General features: G+C 43.8%; 15 protein-coding genes, 11 tRNA genes, 1 rRNA gene and 1 pseudogene. 25 read left to right on the top strand and 3 right to left on the bottom strand.

Annotated elements, in window-relative coordinates; translation table 11 throughout:
- The 21 genes from rrf to AC1TO9_RS22380 all read left to right on the top strand — a co-directional run.
- Window positions 1-105, top strand: a 5S ribosomal RNA gene (rrf, locus tag AC1TO9_RS22480); the annotation flags it as partial.
- A 13-nt stretch (window positions 106-118) separates the two neighbouring features.
- Window positions 119-194 (top strand) — tRNA-Asn (locus AC1TO9_RS22475).
- Window positions 195-196: 2 nt separating this feature from the next.
- A tRNA-Thr gene (locus AC1TO9_RS22470) sits at window positions 197-272 on the top strand.
- A gap of 24 nt (window positions 273-296) precedes the next feature.
- Window positions 297-371: transfer RNA gene (locus tag AC1TO9_RS22465), tRNA-Glu, on the top strand.
- Window positions 372-391: 20 nt separating this feature from the next.
- Window positions 392-467: transfer RNA gene (locus AC1TO9_RS22460), tRNA-Val, on the top strand.
- Between the two features lie 52 nt (window positions 468-519).
- Window positions 520-594 (top strand) — tRNA-Gln (locus AC1TO9_RS22455).
- Window positions 595-599: 5 nt separating this feature from the next.
- Window positions 600-675: transfer RNA gene (locus AC1TO9_RS22450), tRNA-Lys, on the top strand.
- 16 nt (window positions 676-691) lie between these two features.
- A tRNA-Leu gene (locus AC1TO9_RS22445) sits at window positions 692-776 on the top strand.
- A 7-nt stretch (window positions 777-783) separates the two neighbouring features.
- Window positions 784-858: transfer RNA gene (locus AC1TO9_RS22440), tRNA-Gly, on the top strand.
- Window positions 859-866: 8 nt separating this feature from the next.
- Window positions 867-943 (top strand) — tRNA-Arg (locus AC1TO9_RS22435).
- 11 nt (window positions 944-954) lie between these two features.
- Window positions 955-1,028, top strand: a tRNA-Pro gene (locus AC1TO9_RS22430).
- An 11-nt stretch (window positions 1,029-1,039) separates the two neighbouring features.
- Window positions 1,040-1,113, top strand: a tRNA-Gly gene (locus tag AC1TO9_RS22425).
- A 446-nt stretch (window positions 1,114-1,559) separates the two neighbouring features.
- Complete coding sequence (gene ppc / locus AC1TO9_RS22420; protein ID WP_482057204.1) at window positions 1,560-4,361, top strand: phosphoenolpyruvate carboxylase; 2,802 nt, start codon at window positions 1,560-1,562, stop codon at window positions 4,359-4,361.
- 121 nt (window positions 4,362-4,482) lie between these two features.
- Window positions 4,483-4,653: a hypothetical protein gene (locus AC1TO9_RS22415; protein WP_482060556.1), complete on the top strand. Its 171-nt coding sequence runs from the start codon at window positions 4,483-4,485 to the stop codon at window positions 4,651-4,653.
- A 117-nt stretch (window positions 4,654-4,770) separates the two neighbouring features.
- Window positions 4,771-5,379, top strand: coding sequence for an RNA polymerase sigma factor SigW (sigW, locus tag AC1TO9_RS22410; protein WP_482060555.1), 609 nt, complete (start codon window positions 4,771-4,773; stop codon window positions 5,377-5,379).
- A gap of 104 nt (window positions 5,380-5,483) precedes the next feature.
- Window positions 5,484-6,098 (top strand): zf-HC2 domain-containing protein, encoded by a 615-nt coding sequence (locus tag AC1TO9_RS22405; protein ID WP_482057207.1) that lies wholly within the window; start codon window positions 5,484-5,486, stop codon window positions 6,096-6,098.
- 231 nt (window positions 6,099-6,329) lie between these two features.
- A complete protein-coding gene (gene cdaA, locus AC1TO9_RS22400) occupies window positions 6,330-7,154 on the top strand; it encodes a diadenylate cyclase CdaA (protein ID WP_482057208.1) in 825 nt (274 codons plus the stop codon).
- On the top strand, window positions 7,154-8,572 hold the full coding sequence (locus AC1TO9_RS22395) for a CdaR family protein (protein ID WP_482060554.1): 1,419 nt from the start codon (window positions 7,154-7,156) through the stop codon (window positions 8,570-8,572). Before cdaA ends, AC1TO9_RS22395 begins: the two co-directional genes overlap by 1 nt.
- A gap of 69 nt (window positions 8,573-8,641) precedes the next feature.
- Complete coding sequence (glmM, locus tag AC1TO9_RS22390) at window positions 8,642-9,982, top strand: phosphoglucosamine mutase (RefSeq protein ID WP_482057210.1); 1,341 nt, start codon at window positions 8,642-8,644, stop codon at window positions 9,980-9,982.
- Window positions 9,983-10,612: 630 nt separating this feature from the next.
- Window positions 10,613-12,445, top strand: coding sequence for a glutamine--fructose-6-phosphate transaminase (isomerizing) (glmS, locus tag AC1TO9_RS22385; RefSeq protein WP_482057211.1), 1,833 nt, complete (start codon window positions 10,613-10,615; stop codon window positions 12,443-12,445).
- 504 nt (window positions 12,446-12,949) lie between these two features.
- On the top strand, window positions 12,950-13,075 hold the full coding sequence (locus AC1TO9_RS22380) for a hypothetical protein (RefSeq protein WP_482060553.1): 126 nt from the start codon (window positions 12,950-12,952) through the stop codon (window positions 13,073-13,075).
- A 229-nt stretch (window positions 13,076-13,304) separates the two neighbouring features.
- Here the strand turns inward: AC1TO9_RS22380 and AC1TO9_RS22375 are convergent, their stop codons facing one another.
- Both AC1TO9_RS22375 and AC1TO9_RS22370 read right to left on the bottom strand, forming a co-directional pair.
- Entirely contained in the window at window positions 13,305-13,643 is a 339-nt protein-coding gene (locus tag AC1TO9_RS22375) for an aldo/keto reductase (protein WP_482060562.1), read from the bottom strand.
- A gap of 138 nt (window positions 13,644-13,781) precedes the next feature.
- Window positions 13,782-14,393, bottom strand: a complete 612-nt coding sequence (locus AC1TO9_RS22370) for a TetR/AcrR family transcriptional regulator (protein ID WP_482060552.1) — start codon at window positions 14,391-14,393, stop codon at window positions 13,782-13,784.
- Window positions 14,394-14,800: 407 nt separating this feature from the next.
- On the opposite strand from AC1TO9_RS22370, the gene AC1TO9_RS22365 reads away from it, so the two are divergent.
- The 3 genes from AC1TO9_RS22365 to AC1TO9_RS22355 all read left to right on the top strand — a co-directional run bounded on the left by AC1TO9_RS22365 (window position 14,801) and on the right by AC1TO9_RS22355 (window position 17,328).
- Entirely contained in the window at window positions 14,801-15,562 is a 762-nt protein-coding gene (locus AC1TO9_RS22365) for an SDR family NAD(P)-dependent oxidoreductase (protein ID WP_482060551.1), read from the top strand.
- 138 nt (window positions 15,563-15,700) lie between these two features.
- Complete coding sequence (locus AC1TO9_RS22360) at window positions 15,701-16,678, top strand: SDR family NAD(P)-dependent oxidoreductase (RefSeq protein WP_482060550.1); 978 nt, start codon at window positions 15,701-15,703, stop codon at window positions 16,676-16,678.
- Complete coding sequence (locus tag AC1TO9_RS22355) at window positions 16,675-17,328, top strand: NADPH-dependent F420 reductase (protein WP_482060549.1); 654 nt, start codon at window positions 16,675-16,677, stop codon at window positions 17,326-17,328. Before AC1TO9_RS22360 ends, AC1TO9_RS22355 begins: the two co-directional genes overlap by 4 nt.
- Before the next feature lie 431 nt (window positions 17,329-17,759).
- Here AC1TO9_RS22355 and AC1TO9_RS22350 read toward each other — a convergent pair.
- Window positions 17,760-18,068, bottom strand: a pseudogene (locus tag AC1TO9_RS22350) (nitroreductase family protein); the annotation flags it as partial.
- 190 nt (window positions 18,069-18,258) lie between these two features.
- Between AC1TO9_RS22350 and AC1TO9_RS22345 the strand changes: the two are divergent.
- Window positions 18,259-19,056, top strand: coding sequence for a helix-turn-helix domain-containing protein (locus tag AC1TO9_RS22345; protein ID WP_482060561.1), 798 nt, complete (start codon window positions 18,259-18,261; stop codon window positions 19,054-19,056).
- Window positions 19,057-19,110 lie beyond the last annotated feature (54 nt).

Below are 19,110 nucleotides of genomic sequence, written 5' to 3'. Positions count from 1 at the left end.
AGCGGAGGGGTTCCACACGTACCCATCTCGAACACGACCGTTAAGCCCTCCAGCGCCGATGGTACTTGGACCGCAGGGTCCTGGGAGAGTAGGACGTCGCCAAGCAGTAATCTTGTATTCCCTGATAGCTCAGTTGGTAGAGCACTCGACTGTTAATCGAGTTGTCACAGGTTCGAGTCCTGTTCGGGGAGCCACTGCTCTCATAGCTCAGTAGGTAGAGTGCATCCATGGTAAGGATGAGGTCACCGGTTCGATTCCGGTTGAGAGCTCCATAAGTTTGCTTTGTTACTATGCATGGCCCGTTGGTCAAGTGGTTAAGACACCTCCCTTTCACGGAGGTAACAGGGGTTCGAGTCCCCTACGGGTCACCAAATTCACTTCATATGGACATGGAGGCTTAGCTCAGCTGGGAGAGCATCTGCCTTACAAGCAGAGGGTCGGGGGTTCGATCCCCTCAGCCTCCACCATTTTACGTTGATTAAATCGTAAATACAGGGAATAATACAAGTGAATTATTGATGGGGATTAGCCAAGCGGTAAGGCAACGGACTTTGACTCCGTCACGCATAGGTTCAAATCCTATATCCCCAGCCATTTACGAGCCATTAGCTCAGTTGGTAGAGCACCTGACTTTTAATCAGGGTGTCGAAGGTTCGAATCCTTCATGGCTCACCATTTCTTATCAAAGTGTGCGCGTGTGGCGGAATTGGCAGACGCACTAGACTTAGGATCTAGCGTTTCACGACGTGGGGGTTCAAGTCCCTCTACGCGCACCATCTTTATGCGGACGTGGCTCAGCGGTAGAGCATCGCCTTGCCAAGGCGAGGGTCGCGGGTTCGATTCCCGTCGTCCGCTCCATTTTATTTGCGCCCTTAGCTCAGCTGGATAGAGCGTTTGACTACGAATCAAAAGGCCAGGAGTTCGAATCTCTTAGGGCGCACCATTTATACATTTCGGGACGTAGCTCAGCTTGGTAGAGCACCTGGTTTGGGTCCAGGGGGTCGCATGTTCGAATCGTGTCGTCCCGATTCTTCTTTACGCGGGTGTAGTTCAATGGTAGAACTTCAGCCTTCCAAGCTGATAGCGTGGGTTCGATTCCCATCACCCGCTCCAAATATATTTATTCATAACTCTTGAATTTTAAGAGTTATTTTGCGTTAACATATTTATTTGAGAATATAAGCTTGTTGGTATATTCAAAGTGATGAACATATTTCCATGAATATTTTGAGCTAGCAATAGGATACTATATAAAATAGATAAATATGTAGAAATTTGTGGTGGCGCGTGTAAAATGTATAATTTATTCAATATGTATAAATATGTTCTGAATGTGCTTGGTTAAAACAAATATTCCAAGGAAAAACCTTACAAATCAAGCTTCTATATATGTATTGGTTTTCATAATTTTGTATTAAAATTCAAATTAATTTAATATTAATGCATAAATTCGAGTTTTATTTAAAGAAATATAAAGATTTTAATCTTATTTTATTGTATGATGGTAGGAAGGTTAAAAATAGACAGTAATTGAATCGGGAGAAGATGGGAGGAGTACCATGACTGAACTTATGGTTAGCGCCAGCAAAAGTAACTCAAGCAACCTGCTACGACGTGACGTACGGTTTCTTGGAAACATTCTGGGGGAAGTATTAGTCCATCAAGGTGGAAATGAACTTCTAGAGATCGTGGAGAAGATTCGTGAAACAAGCAAGTCTTTGAGATCTGAGTATGTATCTGAAGTATACGCTGAATTTAAAGAAACGATTAGTACATTAAAACCAGAAACACGCCACCAGGTAATACGAGCATTTGCAATCTACTTTGAGCTAGTCAATATAGCTGAACAGAACCATCGTATTCGTAGAAAACGTGATTATGAGCGTTCTGCTGGAGAAACGATCCAACCAGGTTCTATTGAAAGCGCCATACAAGAATTGAAAGAACGTAATTTCTCATATGAAGAAGTTAAAGAAATTATAGAGGGTCTTTCACTTGAATTGGTCATGACAGCTCATCCTACAGAAGCTATGCGGAGAGCGATCTTAGATATTCATAAACGGATCTCAGAAGATGTAATGCTATTAGATAATCCAACACTTACTTTCCGCGAACGTGAACAACTACGTGTGAAGCTGTTAAATGAGGTTATTACCTTATGGCAAACAGATGAATTGAGAGATCGTAAACCAACCGTTTTGGATGAAGTTAAAAATGGTATGTATTATTTCCAAGAGACACTCTTTCATGTCCTTCCGGATGTTTATCAAGAATTAGAGCGATGTTTAGGTAAGTACTTTCCAGGCCAACATTGGCATGTTCCAACGTATCTTCAGTTCGGTTCATGGATTGGTGGAGATCGTGATGGGAATCCATCCGTTACCGCAGATATTACGTGGAAAACACTCTCTATACAACGAAAGTTAGTTATACGTGAATACGAGCGCATTATGAAAGAATTTATGCAGTACTTGAGTTTTAGCACAACGATTGTTACAGTTTCGGATGAACTTGAAGAATCGATTGCTCAAGATCAATCTGTCATTTCTTTAAATAAGAAGAACATGTGGCATAACTGTAATGAACCTTATCGTGTTAAGCTTGTCTACATGATGACTAAGATTAATAATGTGCTTGACGATAGCAAGAAAGGTTCGAAAGAGCGATATGCAACACCAGCAGAATTTATTGCAGATCTAAATATTATTGATCGTAGCTTGCGCCATCATTATGCAGACTTCATTGCAGATACGCATATTAAGAAGTTGATTCGACAAGTAGAATTATTCGGGTTCCATACAGCGGCACTAGATATTCGACAACATAGTCAGGAACATGAGAAAGCAATGACTGAAGTATTGGCTAACATGAATATTGTGGATAATTATGCTGAACTATCTGAGGATGAGAAGATTTCTCTACTCAATAATATATTGAATGATCCTAGACCGATTACATCTACTTATCATCAGTATAGTGAGAGTACGAAGGAATGCCTGGATGTATACCGTGTCATTTACGATGCACAACAGGAGTTCGGTAAGGATTGCATTACGAAGTATTTGATCAGTATGGCTGAAGGTGCTAGTGATATTCTAGAAGTGATGGTCTTTGCAAAAGAAGTGGGTCTTTTCCGTCGAAATGAAGATCAGTCCATTACTTGTACTCTTCAGGCAGTGCCATTATTTGAAACGATCGATGATTTATTTGCAGCACCAGATATTATGAGACAAGTATTCAGTTTACCTATTTATCGTGACGGTGTTGCTGAGATGAGCGATTTACAAGAGATTATGCTAGGATATTCGGACAGCAACAAGGATGGCGGAGCAGTTACAGCGAACTGGGAACTACGTGTAGCTATGAAGAAAATTACAGCAGTGGCGGATGAATTCAATGTAAAACTGAAGTTTTTTCATGGACGTGGCGGTGCTTTAGGACGCGGTGGAATGTCGCTTAACCGCAGTATTCTGGCTCAACCAGCCTCTACAGTAGGTGGCGGAATTAAGATTACTGAGCAGGGAGAAGTCATTTCCTCACGCTATTCATTACAAGGTATAGCTTATCGTAGCTTAGAGCAGGCGACATCTGCGCTAGTAACAGTCGCAATACATGCACGTTGCTCTGATGATATGCTTACTGAAGAGCAAGAAGAGAAGTGGGATGCGATCGCAAAGGGGATTTCTGAGGTCTCTCTTGAGAAATATCAGGATTTAATATTCCGCGATCCGGATTTCCTAACCTTCTTTAAAGAATCAACACCGCTTTCCGAGGTTGGAGAGCTTAACATTGGCTCCCGTCCTGCCAAACGTAAGAATAGTGACCGATTTGAAGATCTACGTGCTATTCCTTGGGTATTTGCATGGACACAGAGTCGTTATTTACTTCCTGCTTGGTATGCTGCAGGTACTGGCTTGCAAAGCTACTACCAAGGTAAAGAGGACAATCTTAAGGTCCTTCAAGATATGTATTCACATTTCCCATTCTTTACATCACTTGTTGATACATTACAAATGGCGATGTCTAAGGCAGATCTATTGATTGCTCAAGAATATGCTAATATGACGAAGGAAGAATCCTACCGCGAACGTATCTTTAGCCTAATTAAAGATGAATATAAGTTAACAACAGAGCTTATTCTACAAATTACGGGACAAAAGGAATTACTAGATAATGTTCCTGTTATCCAAGAGTCTATTCGACTTCGTAATCCGTATGTTGATCCGCTTAGTTATCTACAAGTTCAGCTTATCAGTGAATTACGTGAATTCCGTGATCAGGGTGAAGATAATCCTGAGTTACTGCGCGAAGTTCTTCTGACGATCAATGGTATTGCTGCGGGGCTTCGGAATACGGGTTGATGAAATAAGTAGTATGAATGCTGAATAAAGTACAAAGGTCGAGAATCCCAATGGGGGTCTCGACCTTTGTTCACATAATAGACAAGATAAGTTTATTGGAGGGCTGTGTGCTCTAACCTTTATGATTTTCAAAAGTCTATCCATATCTGCAAAGAGTGCTGATGTAAGAGTGGCGATAACACTGAAAAGTGGAATTTCCAGTAAATTAGATGTACTCAATGCAACTAAAGTTAGCTTCAGAGGGATTGGGTTGAATTTAGATGTACTTAATGTACCTAATAGTGAATGCTGAAGGTAATTATTCTTTAACGAAGAACAACGCAAGGCACTTTTCTGATTAATATGTTATTGTTAATGGAAGTGGTATTGCTTTTTGAACAGACATGGATTACTATTCTAGTGTTGTTCTATGAACCTATTAATACCCATCAGCAAGTCTGGGGGAATCACGTTGGATCAATTAGAGAAAAGATTAACAATGCTTGCGCTAAAAGGCGATCAGCAGGCATTTGCAGAAATTGTTGAGTTGTATAAAGATAAAATATATTATTTAGGCTATAGAATGTTGAACAATCGTCATGAAGCAGAGGATGTCGTTCAGGAGACTTTTTTGCGTGTGTTTAAAAGTTTGGATCGATATGATCCTAATCAGAAATTCTCCACTTGGATTTATCGGATTGCAACGAACCTTTCCATTGATCGCTTGAGGAAAAGAAAACCTACATATTCGCTAGACGCTGATATGAATGATCAAGAAGGATTGGATGGGTATTCCATGCTTCCAAGTGATGATCGCACGCCTGAAAGTGAATTTATGATCTCAGAGACAAAGCAGACAGTTTATGATGCTATCGAAAGCTTGCCGCCTAAGTATAAATCTGTGATGATCCTAAGATATCTTCAAGAAATGTCTTTACAAGAAATAAGTGATGTATTAGATATACCAGTTACAACGATCAAGACCCGTGTGCATCGCGGAAGAGAGTTTCTGCGCAAGAAATTAGAATTAAAGTTTTAACTTTCTGTTCTTTTTTGAAACATCTAAGAATCTGCTGCGTATGTAAGTTATCGAGCTTTACTGGTTAAGCGATATAAAATGATTGATTGAAAGGACTGGCTCATATGGAATGCAAAATAGCCGTCTCTTTAATACATGATTACCTAGATGGCGATTTATCCAAGGAACAAGGTTTGATGCTGAAGTCACACTTGCTGTCTTGTGATCAATGTCGCATGCGCTTTAATGAACTTGAACAGACAGATATGATGTTGTATTGTCTTCCACAACATATTCCTACTGCATCCAAGGAACTAACGGAGCGCATTCTGAATACTCTTCCAGAAACTAAGGAACCGCAGATTTGGGTTAAATGGATGAAGAGACATCCAGCAGTAACTGCTGCTGCATTGTTTTTGGTAGTGATGTTGCTTAGCGTTATTAATGTATTTAACGAGAATAGTCAATTGGTGATCCAAGGGAATGATTTAGACCAGGTCATTATTGAAGGGAATACAGTGATTGTACCTGAAGGGAACGTCATTTCAGGGGACTTAACAATAGAGAATGGGAAGGCAGAAGTATTTGGAAGTGTTGAAGGCAATTTGACTGTCATTGATGGTTCGTTATATACGGCCTCTACAGCTCAAATATCAGGGAATATAAAAAGCATTGACCGAGCATTAGATTGGATTTGGTACAAAATTTCAAATGTGTTCGCTGAAGTTGCTTATCGTTAATGTTCCAAAACTAATAGCTAAGGTGCCTTGTTATACATGAAGTTAAAATATAAGGATAAAGTATAGAGTAGAACTTATACTTTATCCTTATATTTTAGAGTAAATTGGATATTTTAGTCGCTTTTTGTTAACCTTTGCTTGCATCATGAGGTAGATCGTTATAACCTAGAGATTAGGGATATCATAAAGAGAGAGAACTACCTTATTGAAGGAATAAACGGGGGCCTTAGTATGAGTTATTTCACTGACATCACTTGGAAAGATTCCGTGAAGGATATTATTGATATCGCTATAGTGTCATATGTTATTTACCATGCTATTTTGCTGGTTAGAGGGACAAGGGCTATTCAGTTGTTAAAAGGAATTCTTGTCTTAGTTATTATATGGGCACTCAGTACATGGTTTGACCTTTATACGTTGAAGTGGCTTATGAACCAGGTATTTACATTTGGGGTATTGGCTATCTTTATTATCTTTCAACCTGAGTTACGGCGGGGTCTGGAACAATTAGGGCGAGGGAAATTTATTGGACGAACATCTGCAGAGGATGAAGAGTTTACTAAATTAATAGGTGAAGTTATTAAAGCCGTTAATTATTTAGCACGTAGAAAAATAGGGGCATTAATTGTTTTCGAACGTGAAACAGGCCTAAATGAATATACTGAATCAGGTATACCGATGAACTCTTTGATTAGCTCGGAACTGATCATTAATGTGTTCACACCGAACACACCACTACATGATGGTGCGGTGATTGTACAATCTAATCAAATTGCAGCAGCGGCATGTTATTTACCGCTTTCAGAGAATCCTTTTATAAGCAAAGAATTGGGAACTCGTCATCGCGCAGCCATTGGAATTAGTGAGGTAGGCGATGCCATCTCTGTCATTGTTTCAGAAGAGACTGGACAGATATCATTGGCAATGGATGGTCAAGTCGTTAGAGATATTAAGGAAGAGTCCTTGATATCGAAGTTATATGAAGAATTACGTCCACAATCAAATGGTAAAGAAAAACGCCCTGCTTTCTGGAAACGGAAGGGGGGAGGACAATAATGGATAGATGGATTAAGAATAATACGATGGTTAAAATTCTTGCTGTTGCAGTCAGTATTTTATTGTGGGTTATGGTACATACCGACGATGTTACACCGACACCAACTTCATCCATAGATACAACAATTATTGAGAATGTCAAAGTGCAACCTTTTGGCTTAGATGACTCCTTATATGTATTGAATAGTCTAGATATAGACAGGGTAAGAATTGAAGTTAAGGGTAAACGGTCAGCCATAACGTCTATATTTAATGATGATTACAAAGTAACATTGGATCTTAGCGAAATTATTGACGGAACATTTACTGTACCTCTTTCGTATGAACTGCCTTCGGGTGTGGAGCTCGTAACGATGAGTCCTTCGAAGGTAACTGTGACGATTGAGAAGAAAATAAAGGATACCTTTCCGGTCACTGTAGTTACGACGGGAGCTGTGTATGAAGGGTATACTTTGGGAGAATTCTTGATTGAGCCTAATACTGTACAGGTGACTTTACCAGACAGTGAGATAGAAAGAGTGGTTAAAGTGCAAGGTACGGTTAAACTCGATGGGGATAAGGATACGATCCATGTAAAAAAGATGAAGTTGATAGCTCTAGATAGTAATGGACAGGAAGTAAAAGGTGCTGTCATTGAGCCAGATGAAGTTGCCATTCAAATTCCATTGATCGCACCATCAAAGAGCGTCTCATTGAACATTCAGTATAAGGGTAATCTTCCTGAAGGTTTGGTGTTATCAAGAATACAACCTAATATAGGTGAAGCTACCATATACGGGCCTAAGGATGTATTATCACAAATAGAGTCTTTGGATGCTGTGACAGTAGATCTTAGTACACTTGATAAGGAAGGCAAGTCTACGATTAGTGTGAACTTGGTCCCACCTACAGGTGTGGAGAGAATTGAGCCTAACGTAGTTCAAGTTGAGGTTGAAATTGGGGTTGATCTAGAAGCAATAGATCAAATAACGATGGATAACATACCGATTGAAATTGAAGATGCAAGTGGTGACACGCAAGTAACTGTTGTGAAACCAGAGGGGAAATCGTTAAGTCTGACTTTAACGGGCGCTAATACATTACTTCATAATCTACAAGTTTCAGATATTAAAGTAGTTGCAAGTGCGAATCATTTAAAGTCAGGCATTCATGAGGTTCCACTTATAGTGAGCCTTCCAGAATCTATTTCACTTGTAAAGCAAGATTCCCTGACGGCGACAGTAGAAGTTAAAGATAAGATTTCGACGCCAACTATTAATGATACGGAAACGCCAGCTACTGAACCTAATGGGAAGAACGATACGAAGGACCCAGGGAATGATGATTCTGATGAAAATGTACCACCTGAAAGTAATCCAAGTATAGATGAAGAAGAGCAAACGGAGCCGACTACTGAGATTATTCAGAATAATATATAACAGCATGGCATCATGTTGATTAAATGGGACAACATGAATTAGAAGAGTTGATACAAAAAGGAGAAAATTATGGGGAAATATTTTGGAACAGATGGTGTACGTGGAGTTGCTAATAAAGAACTAACAGCTGAATTGGCTTATAGTATTGGGCGTTGTGGTGGGTATGTACTTACTAACAATGTGGAGAAACCAACGGTCGTTATCGGAATGGATACTCGGATTTCAGGACTTATGTTGGAATCTGCTTTAGTAGCGGGTCTATTGTCCATAGGAGCACATGTTATTCGTTTAGGAGTAGTGACTACACCAGCAGTAGCTTATATAACTAGATTATTAAAGGCAGATGCTGGTGTGATGATATCTGCTTCACATAACCCTGTTGAAGATAATGGTATTAAGTTCTTCGGCGGTGATGGATTCAAACTATCGGATGAAACAGAGCTCGAGATTGAAGCGTTAATGGATGCTAAGGTAGATTCTTTACCACGTCCTGTTGGGGCAGATCTAGGAAATGTGATCGTAGATAATGAGTCTAAATTTAAATATTTGGAGTTCTTGAAAACTACGGTAACACACTCTTTCGCTGGGATGAAAATTGTACTGGATAATGCGAATGGTGCGGCTTACGAACTTGCACCGCAATTATTTCGTGATCTTGGAGCCGAAGTGATTACGATAGGATCAGAACCGAATGGTCTGAACATTAATGATCATTGTGGTTCGACGCATCCAGAGAACCTTAGAGAAGCTGTGCTGCAACATCAAGCGGATTTAGGGTTGGCCTTTGATGGTGATGCGGATAGACTTATTGCAATTGATGAAACAGGAGAAGAAGTAGATGGTGACTTTATTCTGTGCATATGTGGAGAATCTATGAAGGCCAACGGTAAATTGAAGGATAATACGGTCGTTTCGACGGTCATGAGTAATATTGGGTTCTATAAAGCTTGTGAGAAGCTTCAATTGAGCACATTCAAGACAGCAGTAGGTGATCGTTATGTGATGGAGGAAATGCGAAGAGGTGGCTACAACTTAGGCGGAGAACAGTCTGGTCATGTTATTTTCCTAGATTATAATACGACAGGTGATGGTCTGCTTACTGGGATTCAACTTGTAGATACATTACAGCAATCTGGTAAGAAACTTAGCGAAGCCAAAATGTTGATGAAAAAGTATCCTCAGGTATTGGTGAATGTACGTGTAGAGGACAAGACGAATTATGAAGGAAATAAAGCGATCCAAGAAGCGATCACTTACGTTGAGGAACAATTGGCAGACAATGGTCGAGTTCTTGTACGTGCTTCTGGTACCGAGTCATTGATTCGCGTCATGGCTGAAGGTCCTGATAAAGAAAGCCTGGATGCTTATGTAGCTAGTATTGTTGAGGTTGTAAAGCGAGAATTAGTATAAGATAGGAAGTTCAAAAAGGTTGTTCAAAAAGTCATATGTACTAGGGCCGATGAAACGAATTTGCCATGTTTCATCGGCCTTTTCTTGTGTTTCCTGTCATTTGACATTGCCAAATGAGCTCAACATGCATATAATAAACGGATATCATTCAAATATAGAAAGAGAGGGTAGAAGGTTAAATTGTTTAAAGCGCCAGAACTTGACTAGCGCGGGATGTGAGATGGATTCATGATATAGGTACATAATATCTATGTCTGTACTTGATCACAACGGCAGTTCAAGTTGACGAGGTGGGGGTGTTCGAAATGTTCGGCGGGGACCTCCCGGTGATGCACCAGAGCCGTGAATCATTAACGGAAAATGAGCGGGCGACTGTTCATACAACGTTGTGATGGGTGCTACGTAGTAAATCTGAATCATAAGTGTGCGGGTATTAAGCAGCGGTATTGAACTAGAATGCACATTTGTGACTAAACTTTGTATGAAAAGAAGTTCAAAAAGTCATCTTTTTGAACTTGTACTATAATTTAATACAATGACAATGATAGTTGTGCATTCTTGTACATGCCGCACAGAAGGCTCGTACACTTTTATACTAAATTAATATAAAAGTGAACGGGGGATTAATATATGTGTGGTATTGTCGGATATATAGGTAACAAGAATACTCAGTCGGTTTTGGTCGAGGGATTGCAGAAGTTAGAATATCGAGGTTATGACTCAGCAGGAATTGCTGTGTTTACAGATAAAGGTCTTGAGGTAGTCAAAGCACAAGGACGTCTAGTTAACTTAGAGGCTAAGCTTGAGAATGAGCCGTTAGTTGGAACAGCGGGGATTGGTCACACACGTTGGGCAACCCATGGTAAACCGTCGGATGCTAATTCACATCCACATACGGATGAAAGTCAAAAGTTCTCGGTTGTTCATAATGGAATTATTGAGAATTATTTGGATTTGAAGGATGAATTGATTGAACAAGGTCATACATTTACGTCGGAGACGGATACCGAAATTATTGTTCATCTAATCTCTCGTGAATATGATGGTGATATTGTTAAAGCAGTGCAAAAGGCGATCACTTATATGCGTGGTGCCTTCGCGTTGGGAGTATTAACGGAGTACGAGCCTGATAAAATCGTTGCAGTTCGTCAAGCAAGCCCACTAATTATTGGTCTTGGAGAAGGAGAGAACTTTATCGGTTCTGATATTCCAGCTATTCTCCAATATACGCGTAATATGTATATTCTTAATGATGGTGAAATGGCCGTATTGACTCAAGATGCCGTCGAATTAATGACAATCGAAGGGAACTTTATTGCTCGGGAAATGATTCATGTCGATTGGGATGCTGTAACAGCAGAAAAGGACGGTTTCGAGCACTTCATGTTGAAGGAAATTCACGAGCAGCCTAAAGCATACCGGGACACCATGCGTGGACGGATTGATGCGAAAGGTGAGAAGGTGATCCTTCCAGAGTTGAATCTAACTCATGAGCAAATATTAAATATACGCAATATACAGATTATTGCTTGCGGAACGGCTTACCATGCTGCGCTAGTAGGGCGTAATGTCATTGAACAGTTGGTGCGTATTCCTGTGGAGACAGATGTCGCTTCAGAGTACCGCTATCGTTCACCTATCGTATCCCAGGATACTTTAGTCATTGTGGTTAGCCAATCAGGAGAAACGGCAGATACACTCGCAGCATTACGTGAGGCGAGAGCTAATGGTGCTCATGTATTAGCCATTACTAACGTGGTAGGTAGCTCTATTGCTCGAGATGCAGATGATGTCATCGTAACGCTGGCTGGTCCTGAAATTGCCGTTGCTTCTACAAAAGCTTACACGTCCCAATTGATCGCATTCTATTTATTTGGATTGTATTTAGCTGAAGTTCGTGGCACACAGACACCAGAAGCTGTTATTGAAATCATTAAAGCGATGCAGGCATTGCCAGAGCAGTTGGATGGGATGTTGGCACAAGCTGAATCTATTAAAGCCTATGCTGAACAAATTGCTGAACATGAGCATTTATTCTTCATTGGCCGTGGAATAGACTTTGCAGTGGCTCAAGAAGGATCTTTGAAGCTTAAGGAGATTTCCTACATCCATTCCGAAGCTTACCCAGCAGGTGAACTGAAACACGGAACACTAGCTCTGATCGAAGAAGGAATTCCTGTGATTGCCTTAGTAACTCAGGAATCCGTTCTTGAAAAAACAGTGAGCAATATCAAGGAAGTCAGTGCACGTGGTGCAGATATTATGGCTATTACGTTTGAAGAACACGTACAGACGCTACTGAAATCCGTAGATCAAGTCTTTGCTATACCGAAGACGTTACCTCTATTGGCACCAGCTCTATCCGTAGTGCCACTACAACTGCTTGCGTACTATGCTTCACTAGCACGTGGTAATGATGTGGATAAGCCAAGAAATTTGGCGAAGAGCGTGACTGTGGAGTAGAGGGATGTAGTGATGTTATGTGGTTGTACAGAGACATTAATGTTGGTAAATGATATTTATTGAAAACTTCAAATGGGAATAGTTACGGTCGTCAACACATTCTGACGGTAAAGGTATCGCTTCTAGCCATGCGGCACAAGAAGAGCAAGGTGTACAACAGGTACATCGCTCTTTTTGTGCCGCTTTTTTTTGTTCTATATTAAATCTTAATTGCCAATACTAATACTAATTAATATTTTATGAGGATGAACTGATGTTCAAAAAAGGACAACTGTAGACTTTCATTTGAGTCTGCCACTCATCAAAATAAGTTTGCCGCTGAGCTGACCGATTTTCGGGATTTACTCCTGAATCTCGATCGGCTTTTTTCTCTGTTTTGCCTCGATTCTTTGTATTTTCTCGTGTCTTTTTTCGGCTTTCATATCAAACTTAAATTGTTTTTTGGAATAGGGGGAAGATAGGAGGAAAGGCTAGGAAGCCTTGTGGGAGTCAGGAGGAGCGGGATTGGTGGAGGTTGGGTGGGGAGTTACACACTTATTTGCATGGGGACAATTAGTACTAACCGATAAAAGAAAGGGTAAAGCAGGAAGTGAGATACCGCATTCCAGATTGGGCAAGGCCATCCTTTGAAGCCCGATTTTATGAGCACATTGGAGCGATTAATCAATTGTCGGAAGTTAGCGTGGCAAGACTCTAGCAAATTAGCTTACAGGGTAAGTTGCAAGAAACAATACCTTCAGAATGGTATCCGCTGTTGTTGGGGTATGAAGTAGCGATCAATGCACGGATTTCACTGGAGCATTAATACCTGTATTGGATCGGCATTAGAGATGGGATGAAGCTTTCGGTAACAGAAGGTTCATTTCATCGAAATATAAGAACGATCAACATTGCACAAGCCAGCCAGATCTGCTCGTGCCGACCATTCCGCTGCGAACGTCCAGGTCAGCAGGTCGGTACTGATAGAGAATGTCGAGATCGTCAGTGTCGAGATAGTGAAAGTTGCTCTCCGTGACCTCTCAGATTGTCCGGGACATCTTTCGGTGCCGTACTCCAGAGTAATGACAAACTTGGTGGCGATTGTAATCTCGTTGCGGATACCTTTCACGGCTCGACCGAAAAACTTCTCGTTCTCTCCCCAGCCATAATGCTCGGCGGTATCGAACAGGGCCACGTTCAATTTATATAGACGATGAATGGTTTTTAGTCCGTCCTACTCGTCGGTGGAGCCATATGCCTGATGGAACTCCGTGGCACAATGGCCGATTGTCGAGACATGGGGGTTATGACTGCCAAGTTTGCGTTTTTGCATAACGATATTCTTCTGCACTAAGGTTTAGGATGACTTTCCAGAAAGTGTGGAACTGCCGGCAGGCCAGGTGGAGAGCGCTTGCTCAACAACAGCCTCTAACATGTCGCGACTGAAGCCGGCCTTGGCTTGAACAGCCATACCGTGGAGCACCGCCAGCACAAATGCAGCTAGCGCAGCGCAGTTAGTAGTCTCCGGCAGATCACCCTCTTGCTTTGCCTGTTCGAAGCGATTGCGCAGCGACGACTCTCCGTCTGCACGCGCATCGATCAAGGCACGTCGAATAGGTTCGGCATCGTCCGTACCAGCCAAGGCGCCGTGGACACCTAGACACCCTTTGCGATCCGGGTAACGAGTATTTAATTCGGCCGCTCTAAGGAGGATATGTGCGGCCACCTCCCGCGAGGTCGGCAGCTCCAGCGCCACCGGGATGAAATCCAGGTAGTCCTCATAATAGCGCGCCAGAACTCGGCGGAACAACGCTTCCTTGTTGCCAAATGCCAAGTAGAGCGCGGGTCGTTCGACACCCGTGGCCTGCGTCAGGTCGGTGTACGACACGCCCTCATAGCCTTTGCGCCAAAACACGCAAAGCGCCGCGTCCAGTGCCTCATCCACATCAAATTCGCGCTTACGTCCCATGAGTCAGATCTCCTCTTTTTTTTATATTATCATAACACACGTTACAAATCGCTACCAGTCGATCGGGCAATGACCTGCGTCAGTGCACGATCGACAAAAAGTGTGGATCTTGTGTCACACATCATGTGCTAGACTCGGCTCGAGCTGATGGCCCTTCCCAGAGCGCAACGCATGATCCTAACTTGACGTCACTTAACATCGCTGCAATTGACGATTGATAGTGTGCGGAAAAATATAAACCACAACTTAACGTAATGGTCATCATGTTATTGACATAGCGTTCTAAATTGTATAACATCAATTACGTAATGATCGTTATGATAATCCGCCGATCACCAGTGCGAAAGTGTCCAGCGACGTATAAAGAGGCTCTTTATCTGTAAAAATCTATTGAAGGAGGTTTTTTAATGCAGCAATCATTGAAGGGCAAGGTCGTCCTCATTACGGGCGGCTCGCGCGGCCTTGGCACCGCTATGGCTGAAGCGTTTGCTGATCACGGAGCTAATGTTGCGATCAGCTACTTGGCTTCGGCCGAAAAGGCGGAGGCTGTCGTAGAGAAGCTGAAGGCCAAGGGGGTTCGTGCATTGGCAATCAAAAGCGACCAAGCGGACCTATCTTCCGCCAAGCCCTTAATTAACTCGGTGCTTGCCGAATTCGGCAAGCTCGACATCCTCGTGAACAACGCCGCCATCGCGATCCAGGGCCAGATGGTAGATGACCCCAGCTTAGACGAGGAAAAATACAATCGTCAGTGGCAAGTCAATGTCATGGGTTCGATCGCCAATACCCGCGCGGCTGCACTCAAATTAGCGGACGGAGGTCGCATAATCTTTATCGGCTCTCGACTCGGCGATTACGTACCCTTTAGAGGAGTCGCCGACTACGCCGGAACAAAGGCAGCGCTCGCCGGATATGCGAGGGGCATCGCCCGCGACCTCGGCCCCCGCAATATCACTGTAAATGTCCTGCAGCCGGGCGTCATGCCCACGGAGATGAACAAGGAAGTGGCCGATCATCTTCCACCCCTTGAAACCTTCCTAGACATGCATCCGATCCGTCGCTTTGCAACCCTTGAAGAGGTGGCAGAAGCCGTCTGCTACCTCGCCGGACCACATGGGGGTTACATCACCGGTGAAACTCTCAATATAGCCGGCGGTATCGGAATCTAAGCCTGTCCGAGCAGGTGCCCATGCATGGGTACCTGCCAAACTGATGCAGAGAAGCGCTCAGCATCGGTATGTCAAAGCCCAGGCCGATAAAGAGTAAAGCTTCTAAATTAAAAAATACGCATTTAAAGGAGAAAATATATGACTAGAAAATTCGGTGCAAAGTCAACTGCGGATCAGGTGCTTTCCGGCATTGATCTCAAGGGAAATCGAATTCTCATTACGGGTGCATCATCGGGCATTGGCCTCGAAACCGCCCGTTCACTGGTCTCTCACGGTGCCAGCGTCGTCGGCACGGTCAGAGACCTCGCTAAAGCCGAGGCGGCCACTTCATCGGTCCTTGACGCCGCGGCGCAAGGAGGCGGCAGCCTAGAGTTGATCGAGCTCGATCTCGCATCCTTGCAAAGCGTTCGTGCTTGCGCGGATAAACTGTTGGCCAACGGCCAGCGGTTCGACGCCATCATCGCCAACGCTGGCGTCATGGCAACCCCGTTCGGTCGGACGGTCGACGGCTTCGAACTCCAGTTCGGGACGAACTATCTTGGTCATTTCGCTTTGATCAATCGGATCGAGCCGGTGCTCGCTGATAACGGGCGCTTGGTGATGCTGTCGTCCCAAGCTCATCGCGTCGCCGATGTTGACTTGGACGATCCGAATTTCGAGCAACAGGAATACGACCCGTTTGTCGCCTATGGCCGATCGAAAACGGCCACTACTCTCTTCGCAGCGGAATTCGATAAACGGCATCGCAATCGTGGCATCCGAGCTGCCTCGGTGATGCCCGGGAATAGTCTTACCGATCTCCCGCGCCATTTCTCGCAGGAAGACTTGCAGGGTCTTTTCGAGAACGCTGGTAAAGCTCGCGCCGAAGCGGGTCTTCCGCCAGCGGAGCTCAAAGAAATCGCACAGGCAGCCGCAACGTCGGTCTGGGCCGCAGTCGTGGCTGACAAAGACGAAATCGGCGGACGCTATCTCGAAGATTGTACGGTCGCGCAGATCGATGACTCGCCTAACCCGTTTGCCGACGGCGTAAGGTCGTATGCGCTCGATGCTAACAAAGCCGAGCGGCTTTGGGCGAAAAGCGAGGAAATGGTAGGCACGAAAGGTACGTACCCATGAAAGTAGTCGGCATCATTGGCGCGGGCGAGGTCGGCAGCCAGATCGCACGTGCGGCGATCGCGAACGGGTATGAGGTCGTCATTGCCAATTCACGAGGACCCGAGACGTTGAAGGACCTCATTGACGAGCTCGGCCCGTCAGCGCGCGCCGCGACTGCGACCGGCGCTGCCGAGGCTGGTGACTTTGTCGTCGTGGCCGTCCCCCTCAAGCTGGTCAACGACATGCCTGTGGAGCAGCTTACTGGCAAGATCGTGCTCGACACGAACAACTACATGCCTTGGCGCGATGGCCATTTCCCCGTGATCGACTCTGGTGAGAAGACAGTTCATGAGCTCCGCCAGAAGCACCTTCCTACCTCGAAGGTGGCGAAGGCCTTCACCCACATCCAAGCCGCCCGCCTCTTCATTTCGGGCAGACCAGCTGGCGCCCCCGACCGCCATGCGTTGTCGGTCTCGAGCAACTTTCCTGAAGCCACGGAACTCGTGATGCGGCTGTACGATCAGTTCGGTTTCGATACTGTCGACAACAGTCCGCTGAGCGAGTCATGGCGCAGCGGTCCCGGCCAGCCAGCTTGGGCTGCGCACGCGCACCAGACCCGTGCTGAGCTGATCGGCAATCTCGCAAGGGCGCGACGGATCATCTTGGCGTGAAGTCCGTCCTGAAGCCCCCCATCACGACCCGCAGGTAGTCAGGTTGTCCAGCCTGGCTGCTAAGTAAGCTGCCGCTCGACGCTAACAAAGCCGGGCGGCTACGGGGAAAAGCGAGGAATTAATAAGCGCTGCGTCGTGAAGGTTGTTGCGCAAACGTTAAGTTGATCGCCTTGATTTACTGATTGAGTTGACGATCCATTCCCACCCAATTTCCTTCGTGTGTTTGTCTTTTCTTATGAAGAAAACAGAGAGGAAGAAGGAGAGGGGAAAGGCTTGAAAAATAGATCGATTACGTCGATGAGCAAGGCGTGACCCCGGAAAAGGTGATCGTAACGGCAGCCAAGAAAAATGATCGTACCCAGTTGAATGATAATTATGAATAACAACATCCATAGTTATCTTAATCTTTGAGAATAACTGTTTACTGTTGATTATGCCCAAGTTGTAATCGTTTCAACTGGCAGGCGGTAGGAAGGATAGCCCTCTTTGGCTGCTTTTCCTATCGAGATCAACATGACCGGTTGGAACCGGTCTTTGTCCAGGCCAAAAGCTTCAGCGATTTGGTCCTTTTCATAACCGGCCATCGGGTTGGTGTCATATCCGTGAGCTCGGGCAACAAGCATCAGCTGCATCGAAACGAGGCCCGAATCAATCAGGTTCATGTCGCGCAGATCGGATGCGGTCATGTTAGCATAATAAGGTTTTGCTTGTTGCAACTGCATATCCATGATGTCCTGTGGTTTGGCGATTAATGGGAACCCCCATTCCAATATCGACAAGAACTTGGATTAATTGCTTGATTGGTCCCTCATATATTGACAGTTATTTATGATTTATTTATAACGTCGACATTTTTTATTGACAAGGTTGAACTATAGTAATAGGGTATAAATTAAAGGTATTATTTGGGGGAGGAAGATCAATTTGTCAGTGGAAATTAACGACTTCTTAGTTCCAGATATCGGCTATTTAATATATAGAAAGTGCACACCAACATGGGAAATCGCACAAAATGAAATATCATTTTGTGACATCACTTATGTCATAGAAGGTAAAGGAATCTATATCATTAATGGGGTACAATACGAGGTGAAGCGCGGTGATCTTCTTTGCATTCCACGTGGAAGTATTCGTATGGCCCAATGCAACGTCGATGATCTTATGAACTTGTACTCCGCTAACTTCACACTCTATGAAATGAACGGACAACTATCCGACCTTCCTCTGCCTTTTCCTTTGCTGACGCACATTGGGATTAAAAGCGACCTCATCGGGCTCTTTCGTGAGCTATCCAATGCCTGGGTTCGTAAGGAAATTGGGTATCACACAAGAACGAGAGGTCTGATGCTTGTCATTATTCACAGATTGTTTGAGCTGATTCTCTTAAAAAAAGACCCCACAAGCATAGACTATCGGGTGAAAAAGGCTATCAACTATATATCTGAAAATTACGCGAGCAATGTTTCTGTAAAAGAGATTGCAAATCTGGTAGGGCTCAATAAGGTATACTTTGGGACACTATTTAAAAATGAAACGGGAATACTGGTCAATCAATACTTGACGAAAACGAGAATTAACCAAGTAGAGGACATGCTGCAAAATAGCGAATGTAACGTAAGCGAAGCCGCAGAGCGTTGCGGGTATAACGATCTGTCGCACTTTCGCAAGCAATTTAAAATGATCAAAGGGTATTCGCCATCACAATGTCTCAGACATCAACCAGACTAGCGTATGCTAGTCTTTTTTTTGCGAAAAAATGATCTTTAATTAGCCATTGTTAAC

This window comes from Paenibacillus sp. Y916 (assembly GCF_056786435.1).
This window is presented reverse-complemented; position numbering and strand designations above follow the sequence as displayed.